This window comes from Williamsia herbipolensis (genome assembly GCF_036153515.1).
GTDB classification, from domain to species: domain Bacteria; phylum Actinomycetota; class Actinomycetes; order Mycobacteriales; family Mycobacteriaceae; genus Williamsia_A; species Williamsia_A herbipolensis.
Genome location: NZ_CP108021.1, coordinates 2,550,298 through 2,563,352 on the forward strand (window position 1 = coordinate 2,550,298; position 13,055 = coordinate 2,563,352).

At 69.6% G+C, this 13,055-nt stretch carries 11 protein-coding genes; 2 read left to right on the top strand and 9 right to left on the bottom strand.

The window, feature by feature from the left end:
* Positions 1-15 precede the first annotated feature (15 nt).
* The 5 genes from OG579_RS11395 to OG579_RS11415 form a co-directional block, all read right to left on the bottom strand.
* Positions 16-942, bottom strand: coding sequence for a decaprenyl-phosphate phosphoribosyltransferase (locus tag OG579_RS11395; RefSeq protein WP_055784143.1), 927 nt, complete (start codon positions 940-942; stop codon positions 16-18).
* Complete coding sequence (locus tag OG579_RS11400; protein ID WP_328856024.1) at positions 939-1,577, bottom strand: phosphatase PAP2 family protein; 639 nt, start codon at positions 1,575-1,577, stop codon at positions 939-941. The genes OG579_RS11395 and OG579_RS11400 overlap by 4 nt, the downstream gene beginning before the upstream one ends.
* On the bottom strand, positions 1,558-3,447 hold the full coding sequence (locus OG579_RS11405) for a glycosyltransferase (RefSeq protein ID WP_328856025.1): 1,890 nt from the start codon (positions 3,445-3,447) through the stop codon (positions 1,558-1,560). The genes OG579_RS11400 and OG579_RS11405 overlap by 20 nt, the downstream gene beginning before the upstream one ends.
* Entirely contained in the window at positions 3,444-4,652 is a 1,209-nt protein-coding gene (gene glf / locus OG579_RS11410; protein ID WP_045821166.1) for a UDP-galactopyranose mutase, read from the bottom strand. The genes OG579_RS11405 and glf overlap by 4 nt, the downstream gene beginning before the upstream one ends.
* A gap of 67 nt (positions 4,653-4,719) precedes the next feature.
* Complete coding sequence (locus OG579_RS11415; protein ID WP_328856026.1) at positions 4,720-6,387, bottom strand: SpoIID/LytB domain-containing protein; 1,668 nt, start codon at positions 6,385-6,387, stop codon at positions 4,720-4,722.
* 235 nt (positions 6,388-6,622) lie between these two features.
* Between OG579_RS11415 and OG579_RS11420 the strand changes: the two genes are divergently transcribed.
* Positions 6,623-8,812, top strand: coding sequence for an N-acetylmuramoyl-L-alanine amidase (locus OG579_RS11420; RefSeq protein ID WP_328856027.1), 2,190 nt, complete (start codon positions 6,623-6,625; stop codon positions 8,810-8,812).
* Between the two features lie 12 nt (positions 8,813-8,824).
* Here the strand turns inward: OG579_RS11420 and OG579_RS11425 are convergent, their stop codons facing one another.
* From OG579_RS11425 to OG579_RS11435, 3 genes are all read right to left on the bottom strand, one after another.
* Positions 8,825-9,190: a hypothetical protein gene (locus OG579_RS11425; RefSeq protein WP_150116345.1), complete on the bottom strand. Its 366-nt coding sequence runs from the start codon at positions 9,188-9,190 to the stop codon at positions 8,825-8,827.
* Positions 9,191-9,251: 61 nt separating this feature from the next.
* Positions 9,252-10,082, bottom strand: a complete 831-nt coding sequence (locus tag OG579_RS11430; protein ID WP_045821164.1) for a Cof-type HAD-IIB family hydrolase — start codon at positions 10,080-10,082, stop codon at positions 9,252-9,254.
* A gap of 1 nt (position 10,083) precedes the next feature.
* A complete protein-coding gene (locus OG579_RS11435; protein ID WP_328856028.1) occupies positions 10,084-10,872 on the bottom strand; it encodes a lysophospholipid acyltransferase family protein in 789 nt (262 codons plus the stop codon).
* A gap of 214 nt (positions 10,873-11,086) precedes the next feature.
* Between OG579_RS11435 and OG579_RS11440 the strand changes: the two genes are divergently transcribed.
* Positions 11,087-12,241 carry a GGDEF domain-containing protein gene (locus OG579_RS11440; protein ID WP_328856029.1) on the top strand — a complete coding sequence of 385 codons (1,155 nt, stop codon included), beginning with the start codon at positions 11,087-11,089 and terminating at the stop codon, positions 12,239-12,241.
* Positions 12,242-12,247: 6 nt separating this feature from the next.
* Here the strand turns inward: OG579_RS11440 and OG579_RS11445 are convergent, their stop codons facing one another.
* A complete protein-coding gene (locus OG579_RS11445) occupies positions 12,248-13,003 on the bottom strand; it encodes a lysophospholipid acyltransferase family protein (RefSeq protein WP_328856030.1) in 756 nt (251 codons plus the stop codon).
* Between the last annotated feature and the right edge of the window lie 52 nt (positions 13,004-13,055).

Here is a 13,055-nt window from a genome sequence, read left to right on the forward strand (position 1 = left end):
TCTGTGATGTCAGCCTCAGCTGACGATGTAGACCGCGACACCCACGCATATTAACCAGGCGACCGCGAGGAACTGCAGGACGCGGTCCCCGAGCGCGATCTCCTCGGGCTCACCGGCCTGACCGCCGTCGACGTCGACCGCGTAGCGCAGGATCGCGACGGTGAACGGCACCATCGACACCGCGTACCAGACGTTGTCGCTGTGACCGGCCTCCTTGTCGAAGGCCCACAGTCCGTAACAGAGGACGACCGCGGTGGCCGACAGCGTCCACACGAACCGCAGGTAGGTGGTCGTGTAGTACTCGAGCGACTTGCGGATCTTGGCGCCGGTCCGTTCGGCCAGCTGCAGTTCGGCGTAGCGCTTGCCCGCCGCCATGAACAGCGACCCGAAGGCCATCACCAGCAGGAACCACTGCGAGAGGCCGTTGGGCAGTTCGGTGGCGACACCACCGGCGATGGCGCGGAGCAGGAAGCCCGACGACACGATGCAGATGTCGAGGACGGCCTGGTGTTTGAGGCCGAAGCAGTAGGCAAGCTGGATGCCGATGTAGACCGCGATGACCGCCGCGAGATGCCAGTTGGCCAGGAACGACAGCGCGAGCGCGCCGACGCCGAGCACGATCGCGAGGGCGAAGGCGAACGACCGCGGCACCACGCCTGCGGCGATCGGACGGTAGCGCTTGGTGGGGTGCGCGCGGTCGGCCTCGACGTCGAGGGCGTCGTTGACGAGATAGATGCACGACGCGGCCATGCAGAACACCACGAAGGCGATCGCCGCGCGGGAGAGCACCGTGCCGTCGTCGACCGCGCCGGCGGCGAGCGGAGCCGCCAACACGAGCGCGTTCTTCACCCACTGCCGGGGACGGACGGCCTTGATCAGCCCGCTCGTCAGGTTCTTCGGCGGGCCCTTGACCTCGGCGGTCTCGACCGGCTCCTCGCTCATCTCACTCCCATGCCGCGCATCGGTCCCCGAGAACTGCTCAGGGCACGCCACACCCGTGGCGTCACGCGCGCAGCCAGTCTGTCACTGCGCGTGGTCGCGGCTGCACACGCGGCTCCCACCAGGGCGCCGGCGGCGACGTCGGACGGATAGTGCACACCCAACACCAGTCGCGACAGCATCATGGGTGCCACCAGCACCGCGGGCAGGGCCGCGGGCGGGAGTCCGGCCGCCCGGCCGAGCAGGATCGCCGCTGCGGTCGTCGAGGTCGCGTGGCTCGAGGGGAAGCTCAACCGGCTCGGGGTCGACACCCCGACGGCGATGCGGGGGTGCGCGGGCCGCGGGCGTCGCACGATGCGCTTGATGATCACCGACGCCGCGTGGGCACCGAAGGCACCGACCCCGGCCTGGGCGTACCGCGCGGCTGCGACCTCGTCGCCACGGAGCTCCGACACCACGACACCGATCCCGGCCGCCGCCATCCATCCGAGCGCGTGCTCACCGACGTGCGACATGCCGCGCGCGATCGGCAGCACCCCGGGGCGGTCGGCCAGCGCCGACTGGATGCCCACGAGGATCGCGTCCTCTCCCGACACGGCGCGGTCACTGTTCTGCCCATCACTCTTGTGCGAAGACACGTTCCCAGCTCTCCTCACTGGTGAGGTCGGCGGCGGCGGCGCGGTAGGTGGCGCGCATCTCGTCGAACCGGGCCTTCACCTGGCGGTTGAGCGACAACGACTCCCGCAGCAGCGCGGCGGCGATGTCGCGGTCGCGTTGTCGGTAGACGACGCCGCGTCCGTCGGCGGTGGTCACCGTCACGCCGTCGACGCGGCCGAGGCTGAACCAGCGCGCCTCGATCGGCGGGTAGTTGGCCTGCGGCACCTCGTGGTGTCGCGGATCGGCCGGACGCAGGTTGTTGACCACGGCCGAACCCAGGGCACGCATCTTGGTGATCGGGTTGCTCGGCGCGTTGACACCCAGTGCTGTCGCCTCGCCGCTGGTGCGCGGCAACGCCGTCGCCGAGGGAAGCACCACGGCGTCGGGGTACTGCTTGCGCATCGCGGCGATCTTCGGCAGTGCCGTGGGCAGCAGATCGCGGATGTGATCGGGGCCGGCGAGGAAGTCGCGGATGGCCTCGTTCTGGATCGCGACCGTCGAGTACTCCAGGCACAGAAGATGTTTGACCGTGGCCTTGGCCATGGAGGTGACGATGCCGTTCACCGGGCCGTCGTGGTGGATGGCCGCGACCACCAACCGGTTGCGCAGGTGGAAGTAGGCCTGCCAGTCGATGGCGTCGTCCTTGTCACTCCACGCCATGTGCCAGATCGCGATCCCGGGCACGGTCGCCGTCGGGTAACCGGCCTTGCGGGCCCGCAGCGCGTACTCCCAGTCGTCCCACTTGATGAACAGCGGCATGGGCAGCCCGATGTCCTCGGCGCACTGCCGCGGGATCATGCACATCCACCAGCCGTTGCCGTCGACGTCGATCCGGCGGTGCAGGTTCTTCGAGTTCTTGCGGTCGCGCAGTGGGTATTTGGCGAAATCGTGGTCGTAGGTGACGAACGGCGCCGCAGTCCACATGAAGCGGTTGCGGTCGATGCTCTCGCCCATGCAGTGCAGATGGCTGCGGTCCTGCAGGTTGAGCATCTGCCCGCCGACCAACATGGGGTCGCGCGCGAACCGCGACATGGCCAGAGCCCGCAGGATCGAATCGGGCTCGATCGCGATGTCGTCGTCCATGAACAGGATGTAGGGGCTGTCGGTCTGGTGCAGCGCCTCGTACATGATGCGCGAGTAGCCACCGGATCCACCGAGATTGCCCTGCTTGAACATCCGCAGTCGGTCGCCGAGAGCGGCTGCGGCGGAGTCGAACCCGTCCTGCTCGCGGACCAGCTTCGTGCCCTGGTCGGGCATCATGACCGCGTCGATGACCTCGTCGACCAGGGGGTCGGAGGTGAGGGCGGCCAGTGCGGCCACGGCGTCGTCGGGCCGGTTGAAGGTCGGGATGCCGATGGTGACCCGTCGGGTGTCGTCGCCACCGGGGGCGTCGATCGGGGCGTACCAGGCTGCGGCGACGATCTCGGCGTCGGTGTCGGTGGTGACGTCGAACCAGATCCATCCGCCGTCCTCGAACGGCCCGAGGTCGAGGGTGAACTCGATGACGCCGGTGCCGGTCTCGGGATCGAGCGGCACCAGGTCGCCGCCGATGCCGATGCGGGCGCCGTCGCTCTTGGAGCGGTAGACGTCCACACGGCAGGTCCCGACGACCTCGACGCGCAACACGACCGACTCGAGGATGCTCCAGCGCCGCCAGTACGACGCGGCGAAGGCGTTGAAGTACGTCTCGAAGCTGACCTCGGAATCGGCGCCGAGTGCCACCGACGTACGGGTCGGGGCGTGCGCGCGACGGGCGTTGTTCTCCGACTCCACGAGGTAGAGCGCGCGGACGTCGAGCGGCTCACCCCGGCGGGGGAAGATGACGCGCTGCAGCAGCGTCTGGGCCGTCACTCGGATTCCACCAGCGGCGCGCCGTCACGCAGGTGCGGCGCCACGGTGTTGGTGTACAGGGTCAGGGCGCTCGCGATCGCCATGTGCATGTCGAGGTACTGGTAGGTGCCCAGCCGACCGCCGAAAAGCACGTTCTGCGAGGCCGTCTCGGCCTTGGCGCGATCGCGGTAGCGGGCCAGCTTGGTCCGGTCGTCGGGGGTGTTGATGGGGTAGTACGGCTCGTCGCCCGACTCGGCGAAGCGGCTGTACTCCCGCATGATCACCGTCTTGTCCTTCGGGTAGGACCGCTCGGGGTGGAAGTGCCGGAACTCGTGGATGCGGGTGAACGGCACGTCGCCGTCGTTGTAGTTCATCACCGGGGTGCCCTGGTAGTCGCCGGTCTCGAGCACCTCGGTCTCGAAATCGAGTGTGCGCCAGCCCAGCTCGCCCTCGGAGTAGTCGAAGTACTGGTCGAGGGGACCGGTGTAGATCACCGGCGCATCGGGGTTGGCGGCCCGGATCTCGTCGCGCACGTCGAACCAGTCGGTCTCCAGGCGCACCTCGATGAGGTCGTGGTTCGCCATGCTCTGCAGCCACGCGGTGTAGCCGTCGACCGGCAGTCCCTCGTAGGTGTCGTTGAAGTACCGGTTGTCGAAGGTGTAGCGGACGGGCAGGCGCGTGATGTTGCCGGCGGGCAGGTTCTTCGGATCGGTCTGCCACTGCTTGGCCGTGTAGTGCTTGATGAACGCCTCGTAGAGCGGCCGGCCGATCAGGCTGATGGCCTTCTCCTCGAAGTTCTCTGCGGTGTCGCTGTCGAACTCGGCGGACAGCTCGGCGATCAGGGCGCGCGCCTCGTCGGGGGTGTGCGATTTGCCGAAGAACTGGTTGATCATCCCCAGTCCCATCGGCAGCGGGTAGGCCTGGCCCTCGTAGAGGCCGAACACCCGGTGCTGATAGTTCGTGAAGTCGGTGAACTGGTTGACGTAGTCCCACACGACCTTGTTGGAGGTGTGGAACAGGTGCGCCCCGTACTTGTGGATCTCGATGCCCGTGGTCGGCTCCGGCTCGGAGTACGCGTTGCCGCCTAGGTGGTTCCGGCGGTCGATCACGAGGACCCGTTTGCCCAGCTGCGACGCGGTGCGCTCGGCGACGGTGAGTCCGAAGAATCCGGACCCCACGACGATCAGGTCGTAGGAGGAATCGGGTGCTGCGTTGTCAGGTGCCACGGGGCCTCAGGGTAACGGACGGCGATGGCCCACCGGGTCACCGCCGATCGGGTGCACCCGGCCGGGGTCACCTCGTGGGGATGCCGGCGTCGGCGGTCGGCAGGCCGAGGACTCCCTCGGCCCCCTTGGCCACGTAGTCGGTGAGCGCCGACCCGCCGAGCGCGTGCGCCCCGGTCTGCGGACTGAAGTAGACGTTGCCGTTCGCGAACTTCTGGAGGAACCCGCCACCCGCCAATTGCAGGACGGGGGTGAGTACCTGACCGAGGAGTCCCGAGGGGCCGCCGTATTCGACGATCTTGGCGTCGATGGCCGCGATCGCGGCCTTGAGCAATGCGGAGATGGGTCCGCTGATCAGCGTCGACAGGTCGCTCCCGGTGGGCGCACCGGGTGTCGCGGGCGTGCTCGGTGCCGAGGGCGCTCCCGGTGTGGACGGGCTGACGAGACCTCCGAGCGCGCCGGTGACCGCGTCGACCAGCGACGGGAGCACACCACCGGGCACCGACGGCACGCCGGGCAGGGTGGCCGTGCTCGCCCCGACACCCGCGGGCGGCGCGACGATCTGCGGTTTCGCCTGACCCTGGACGGTGAACCAGGCGGATTTGAGCTGCAGCTTGGAACGGACCTCGTCGCCGGTGGCCTCCACCGTGCGCGAGCTGCCGGAGATGCGGACCTTGATCGCCCGGCCGTTCTCGGCCCCGAGGCCGTTGGCCTGGATCACCTGGAACCCGGTGAGAGCGCCCACGCCGAAGGCCGAGGCGATGCTGCCCGACCCGACGGTGGCGGTCCAGTTGTGGTTGGGCGACTCGGTGTCACCGTCGTCGACGACGGCGGGGAAGTTCACACCCGCGGTGTACCCGCCGGTGGAGGAGGAGAACTCGGTGAACGCGGGCTGGCCCCCGACCACGCGGATCTGGCCTGCGGTCGCGTCGGCGGCGGCGTTGGTGCGCGGATCCTCGCTGCCGGCCCCGCCGTACACCTGCGACATCATCGTGTCGTCGATCTTCTTGCCCTTGGCCGTGGCGGCCAGCGCGTAGGTGCGCGCGGCGACGGCCTGGGCCTTGAGTGCCTCGGCGCCACCGGAATCGGCCCAGCGGGCGGGGCTCTCCTTGGGCGTGACGCCCTTGGTGTAGTCGTCGACGCCGACGATGTTGACCACGCGGCCACCGTCGAGGCCGATGGAGCCGCGGTAGGCGTCGTTCGATCCGCAGAACCGGAGCCACTCGTTGGCCGGCCGGTTGCTCGCGGTGTTGATCGGGTCGATCGTCGGCGGGTTCACCGTGACGGTGCGGACCACCGCGCCACCGCATCCCGCGGTGATGGTGGCGGTGGTCCCGGACAGTCGAACCGCCTGTCCGGGCGCCACCGTCTGCCCACCGACCCTCATCCCGGCGTCCGCACGCACATTCGCCGTGGTGTTGCGCGTGAGCGCAACGGTCACGGATTTGTCCGTCTTCCCCGCGGTGGTGCCACCGTAGTAATGGTTGAGGATCTGATCGGCCGTCCAACCCTTCTTGGCGTAGCCGTACGCGCCGTACTGCCCCATCCCGCGCCCGTGTCCGAACCCGTGGCCGATCAACGTGACCTGGCTGCCCACCGACAGGGTCACCGGCTCGGAGATCTCGCGGTGCGCGACGACGGCCCCGACGCCGAGGATTCCCGCGCCGAGCACGAGAACGGGCGCGAGACCGAGAGCTGCCGAGGTCAGCAGACGTCGGTCGGTGGCCCGTTGTGCCATCGGCTGGGGTCCTTTGCGGTTGGGCGAACATCGTGATGCGTGCGTATGGATGGGACTCCAGCGACGATAGTGTCCGATTAGTAGTCACAACAGCCCCATGCGATAACAACCGCATCACGAGTTTCACGCCACGCCGTGTCCGGTTCTGGACTTGACCCCTCCGCGACAACACGATGTGGCGGTCTGCGTACGACGACTCGTCGTGTGCGATTCACCGTCACGCGAGGAGTTCACTGTGCGATATCGCCGCTCGAGGCCGTCGATCGTGGTGGCGACCGTCGCGGCGGTGGTCGTGGCCAGCCCCGTGATCGCCGTCATCGGCGGAAGCGCGCCCGAGAACGCCACCGACCAGCGTCGACCGACGCTCGCGGCCGAGGCGACCACGATCAGCCAGGTCGGCCTCAACACCGTGCCGACGATCGTCCTCGACCTGGTCCGGTCGGGTCTCGCCGCGGCCGGGGTGACCCTGCCGCCCATCGACCTGTCGTCGATCCCTCTCCCCGATCTGTCGAAGGTCATCCCCTCCGGCGTCCTCCCGCCCGGCCTGCTGCCCTCGGATCTCCTGCCCACCGGGGCGGCGCCGTCGGGGAGCAGCACGACCGCGCCTGCCCCGACGACCGATCCCCGGACGCCGGTCTCGGCTGACGTCCCCGCGGGCGCGGTCGTCAAGGAGATCAGCCGCGACCGGCCGTTCAGCATGATCGGCCTCACCTGGGACGACCTGAAACCGGCCGCGAACGCACCGCAGGCCGCGACGGCCGCCGCCGAGCAGGCGCTGGCCCAGACGACTGCATTCATCCGGGCGCAGAAGTCCGACGGCAGCTGGGGTCCATGGCTCTCGGCCGATCCCGCCGACGGAGGACCGCGTGCCGGCGGCAAGGGATCGACCGCCGGCACCGAACCGATCTGGGTCGGGGTCACCAAGGCCGTGCAGGTCGCCGTCACCCGCGCCGGTGTCGCCACCCCGGCGGTCCCCGGCGCGCCGGAGAACCCCGCATCGGCGGACAAGCCCGAGATGACCGTCGCCCCCGGCGAGATCGCCCCGCGGGCGTTCACCGTCCCGCGCTCGCCGGTCGCAGGTGACCCGATGGCTCCCGCCGCCGGCACCACGACGGCGACCGGACCGGCCCCGGTCACCGGGCCCTCGACGCCGAGCGTGCTGGAGAACGTGGTCTCGACCCTCAAGGCCGCGCTCATCGACCCCGGCACCCCGGGCGGTTCGGGCGGTGCTCTCGGCCTGCCGACGGTGCTGCCCGGTCAGCAGCCGCCGATCATCACCCGCGCACAGTGGGGCGCCGACGAATCGAAGCGGTGCGATCAGCCCACCTACGATCCGACGCTGAAAGCCGCTGTGGTGCACCATTCCGCGGGCAACAACGACTACACCCCCGAGCAGTCGGCGGAGATCGTGCGCGGCATCTACGCCTATCACGCACAGACGCTGGGCTGGTGCGACATCGGCTACAACGCACTCGTCGACAAGTACGGGCAGATCTTCGAGGGCGCGTTCGGTGGGCTCGACCGCAACGTTCAGGGCACCCACACCGGTGGGTTCAATCAGGGCACGGTCGGTGTGGCGATGCTCGGCAACTACAACGACGTGGCGCCGACCCCGGAGCTCATCCGCTCGGTGGGCAGCTACCTCGGGTGGCGCCTCAAGCTCGCCGGCCTCGATCCGAAGGGCACCTCGGCGCTGACCTCCATCGGCTTCGACACCGCGAAGTACGGAGCGGGTCAGACGACGTCACTGCCGATGATCAGCGGGCACCGCGACTACGACAACACCGAGTGCCCCGGGACGCTGGGCTACGCCGCGCTCCCACAGATCCGCGAGGTCGCCGCGGGCAACCTCGCCGCCGCGGGCACCACGGCGCCCACCGCGACGACACCCTCGACGTCCACCCCGACCGACGCCACACCGGCGCCGACGTCACCGACCACGGCGCCGGGCGAGACGACGACGTTGGGCGGGGTCGCGACGCAGGTGTTGTCGGCGACCGACCCGGGCGCCATCGCGCAGAAGTGGTTGTCGATGGGCGGGGCGACCGGCGCGTTGGGTGCGCCGACCAGCGCAGAGCTGACCACCCCGAACGGGTTGGCCAAGTATGTCGATTTCACGAACGGGAAGATCTACTGGTCGCCGCAGACCGGGGCGCAGGTCGTCCAGGGCGCCATCGCCAAGGCGTGGGGCGCGGCCGGCTACGAGAAGAGTGCGCTGGGGCTGCCGACGGGGTCGGAGGACTCCGCGATCAGCGGGATCATCACCCAGGCGTTCCAGTTCGGCTCGCTGGTCTTCAACAAGAGCAGCGGCGTGGTGGTGCAGGTGATCAAGGCGTTCATCGACGAGTTCACCCGCAGCCTGGGGAATCAGATGAACGGTGCCAGTGCGCCGGCACCGGTGCCCAGCACCGGCCCGGCGAACTGAGGTCGCGTCAGGTCAGTTGACCGACTGGTTCGAGTTGGCGGTGCCGGCGTCACGCAGGCAGATGGCGGTGATGGTGGCCGTCCAGCCGGTGGGGTTGTCGGGCTTGACCAGCGGGTTGCGCTGCTCGGAGCAGGCCTGGTTGCCGTTGAGGCGCACCGAGTTGAACAGGTAGAGGTTGATCTCGGCCCCGATGACCGCGCTCTGCGGGGTCGGGTAGTACCGCGAGGTGAACGTCTTGGTGTACGTCCCCTCGGGGGCCGACGGTGCGGCCGAGGCGGCACCGGCGCCGGCGGCGACGAGTCCGGCAGCAGCTGCCGTCGTGGCGACACCGAGTGCGATCGTGCGGGCGGTGGGGCGGCGATCCTGTGCTGTGTTCACGACCACAGTGTCCCCGAATCGGATGCACCTGTCGACCTCGATGGGGCGGGATGCGCCCCGATCAGGTGAACCACCGGTGCAGCACACGACCGACACCCTCGTTGTCGTTGCTCGTCGTGATCTCGTCGGCCGCAGCCCGCGCCGCGGGGTGGGCGTTGGCCATCGCGACGCCGCGCGCGGCCCACCGCAGCATCTCCACGTCGTTGGGCATGTCGCCGAAGGCGATGACCGCATCGACCGGCAGTGAGGCGATCTCGGCCAACCGCCGCAGACCGGTCGACTTGTCCACGCCGGGCACGGCGAGTTCGATGAGCCCGTTGTCGGTGGAGAACGTGACCGCGGCACGGTCGCCGACCGCGGCGGTCATGGCCGCGGCCATCGCGTCGCTGGATGCACCCGGCTTGCGGATGAGCATCTTCACCGCGGGTGCCGAGACGATGTCGTCGTCGCCGACCTCGACGTGATCGGGGTTGAGCCAGGCGTGCACGTATCCCGCGGCGGCGACGAAGGGCGCGGTCGCCGAATCGTGGGCGCTCTCGCCGACCCGCTCGGCGGCCAGACCGCACCCGGGGATCTCCCGGCGCGCGATCTCGGCGATCTCGGCCAACACCTCCGGCGAGAGGGTGGCCGACTGCAACACGACGTCGGCGGTCACGTCGTAGACGATGGCGCCGTTGGCGCAGACCGCGTAGGTGACGTGGTCGAGCTGCTCGGCGATGGGGGCGATCCAGCGGGGCGGGCGACCGGTCGCGAGCACGAAGGCCGTGCCCTCCTCGGCCGCGCGGCGCAGAGCACGGCGGGTCAACGGCCGGACCGTCTCGGAACCGTCGATGAGGGTGCCGTCGACGTCGCTGACGATCAACGAGGGCGGCCCGAACGGGGTGCGGCGCATGTCAGCCCCGTCCCTTCTCGCGGCGAATCTGCTCGGCGCGCCTGCGCTCCCGCAGCTCGGCCTTGCGGACGGCCTCGGCGGCCTCGATCTCGTGGGCCTGCTCGGGTGTGGGTGCGCCACCGCCCATCGACGCGGGAACCCAGGGCGCGCCGGCGGGATGGTCGCCGTAGTCGGCGCGCACGGCATCGAGCAGCTCCGACATCTGCGTCTTGAGGCGGGCGGTCTCGTCGACGGGGTCGATGTCGGCACCGACGTGCAGGGGGTCACCGAACCGCACCGACACCGGGATACGGCTGCGTCCCATGTCCCGCGGGACACCTTTGCTCCACTGACGCTGCGCACCCCACACGATCACGGGCACGATCGGGACGCCCGCGTCGGCGGCCATGCGCACCGCGCCGGTCTTGAACTCCTTGAGCTCGAAGCTGCGACTGATGGTGGCCTCCGGGTAGACGCCCACGACGTAGCCCTCGCGGAGGTTCTCGACGGCCTGGGCGTAGGCCTCCGCACCGGCCGAGCGATCCACAGGGACGGTGTGGGTGTGGGTGATGAGGAATCGCACCAGCGGGTTGTCCATCATCTCCGACTTGATCATGTAGCGGGCACGACGGCCTGCGCGGTGGACACCGAGTGCCGCCGCGAGGAAGTCGACGTATGCGGTGTGGTTGACCGCCAGCACCACACCGCCGGTGGCGGGCAGCTTGTCCTCGTCGCGTACCGACAGCCGCATCCCCTGCGCTCGGACCAGGGCATGCGCCGCGATCTCGAGCGTCCGGTAGACGGGTTCCATCTCTTCAGACTATCGACCCGTGGGAGTGCGCCGGAGTGCAATGATGTGGGCCGAGCCCGTCGGGGGGCTGACCGCTTCGACCCGAAAGCTCTCTGTGCTGCATTCACATCCGTCGTACAACCGGCAGCGGCTGGTGCGCCTGCGATCCGGCGACCGGCCGCGGTCACGGGCCGGCGGCGATCAGGCCGGCGTCGCGGTGATCTGACAGGTACCGATGCCCACCCCCGACCACACACCCGACCGACCCGCACCGGTGAACACCATCGGGGCCGGCGGCCGATCTCACCTCGTCCGGTGGTTGACCGGGCCCCACGACTACGCCTGGATCGTCGACCACCACTCGATGCGGTCGCTGCGGTCGTCGATCCGTGCGGTGTTCGCAGGTAACACGCTGCTGATGGCGGTGTGTTCGGCACTGCTGCTGCGTAGCCCCGACGGCCCACAGGGGACCGTCGCGCGGACGGTCGCCCTGGTGGTGATGGCGGTGCAGGCGGCCGCGATCGTGCTGATCGTGCTCGCCCCGATGCCGACGACCCAGCGGCGGGCGCGGAACTACTTCGTGGGGTTCGGTGTCTTCGGTGACGTGGGGTTGACGCTGATCCTGGTGCTCTACAGCCCCGTGGTCCACGCCATCGGGTGCGCACTGTTCGTGATCAACAGCGCGCTGTGCACCTACTTCGTGAGCTCGCGATGGCTGCTCGCCCACCTCGCCTGGGCAGCCGCGGTCATCGGCTATGCGCTGTGGCGAGTGGACGATGCGCACCTCTTCGACCCGTACGCCGTCGCCGCCGGTGGACTGGTGCTGCTCGCCGCGGTGTGCGGGGTGCCGATCGCCGCGCACATCGCATGGAATCGGCTGTCGATCGATGCCCAGCAGTCGCTCGTCGACCCGTTGACGGGTCTGCGCAATCGGCGCGGCATCGAGGTCTCGGTGGAGCCGCTGTGGGAGCGGGCGTCGCGCGACGGTCTGGCGATCGCGGCGGTGGTCGTCGACATCGACGATTTCAAGCGGGTCAACGACACCCACGGACACGTGGCCGGCGACGACGTGTTGCGGTCCCTGGCACGTCGGATGCGCGACACCCTGGGTCGTGACGCGGTCGCGGGACGCACCGGCGGCGAGGAGTTCACCGTCGTGCTCTGCGGGACCCGGACCGAGGTGACGGGGTTCGTCGACCGGCTGCCCCGGCGACTCTCCGACACCGACGACGCGGTCCCGGTCACGGTCAGCGTCGGCGCGACCGTCATCGGCGCACCCCGGGACCACCACTTCCCCGAGTCGCTCGACGCCGCCATGCGGGACGCAGACACACGGATGTACGCGGCCAAACGCGCAGGCGGCGGGCAGTCGAGCACCGCGCTGATCTGACAGGGGTCAGGTGTCGCGTCCGGTGCGCTTGCGGGCCCGCTCGGCCGATTCCTCGGCGTCCATCGCGTTGGCCTCGTCGAGGGTGGGGGCGCCGCCGCCGAGGCGCGCGGGAACCCAGAACTCGCCGGCCGGATGCGGCCCGTACGCGTCCTGGATCTCGTGCAGGGTGTCGGTCATCACCTGGTGCAGCGTCGCAGTGAGCTCCTCGGGGGTGCCGGTCGGCGTGATCGGCGGCGCGACCCCGATGCTGATCGGGGTGTTCGACCGTCCCATCCGCTTCGGGTGGCCCTTCGTCCATACGCGCTGGGCGCCCCAGATCACCGTCGGGACGATGGGCACGTTGGCCTCGAGCGCCATGCGCGCGGCGCCGGTCTTGAAGTCCTTGATCTCGAAGCTGCGGCTGATCGTGGCCTCGGGGTACACGCCGACGAGCTCGCCGCGCTGCAGGTATTCGACCGCCGCCCGGTAGCTCTCGGCACCGGCGCCGCGGTCGACCGGGATGTGTCGCAGCGCCCGCATGATGGGCCCCGACACCTTCGAGTCGAAGACCTCCTTCTTGGCCATGAACCGCACCTTGCGGCGGCCGTGGAGGAACGCCGGGAGTCCGGCGTAGGTGAAGTCGAGATACCCGGTGTGGTTGATCGCTATGACCGCCCCACCGGAGGAGGGGACGTTCTCGGCGCCGGTGACGGTGAACTTCAGTCCCTGCGCGGCCCACATGGAGCGGGCTATCGCGATCACGGTGTCGTACGCGGGTTCCATGCCGATGACCCTAGCGTCCGCCTCTACCCTGGAGGTGCGCCTCGCTTCCCGG

Bases quoted from the DNA above. Each gene is read 5' to 3' on its own strand.
- OG579_RS11445 (WP_328856030.1), bottom strand. From the start codon at position 13,003: ATGGAACCCGCGTACGACACCGTGATCGCGATAGCCCGCTCCATGTGG.
- OG579_RS11415 (WP_328856026.1), bottom strand. From the start codon at position 6,387: ATGGCACAACGGGCCACCGACCGACGTCTGCTGACCTCGGCAGCTCTC.
- OG579_RS11395 (WP_055784143.1), bottom strand. From the start codon at position 942: ATGAGCGAGGAGCCGGTCGAGACCGCCGAGGTCAAGGGCCCGCCGAAG.
- OG579_RS11435 (WP_328856028.1), bottom strand. From the start codon at position 10,872: ATGGAACCCGTCTACCGGACGCTCGAGATCGCGGCGCATGCCCTGGTC.
- OG579_RS11440 (WP_328856029.1), top strand. From the start codon at position 11,087: ATGCCCACCCCCGACCACACACCCGACCGACCCGCACCGGTGAACACC.
- OG579_RS11430 (WP_045821164.1), bottom strand. From the start codon at position 10,082: ATGCGCCGCACCCCGTTCGGGCCGCCCTCGTTGATCGTCAGCGACGTC.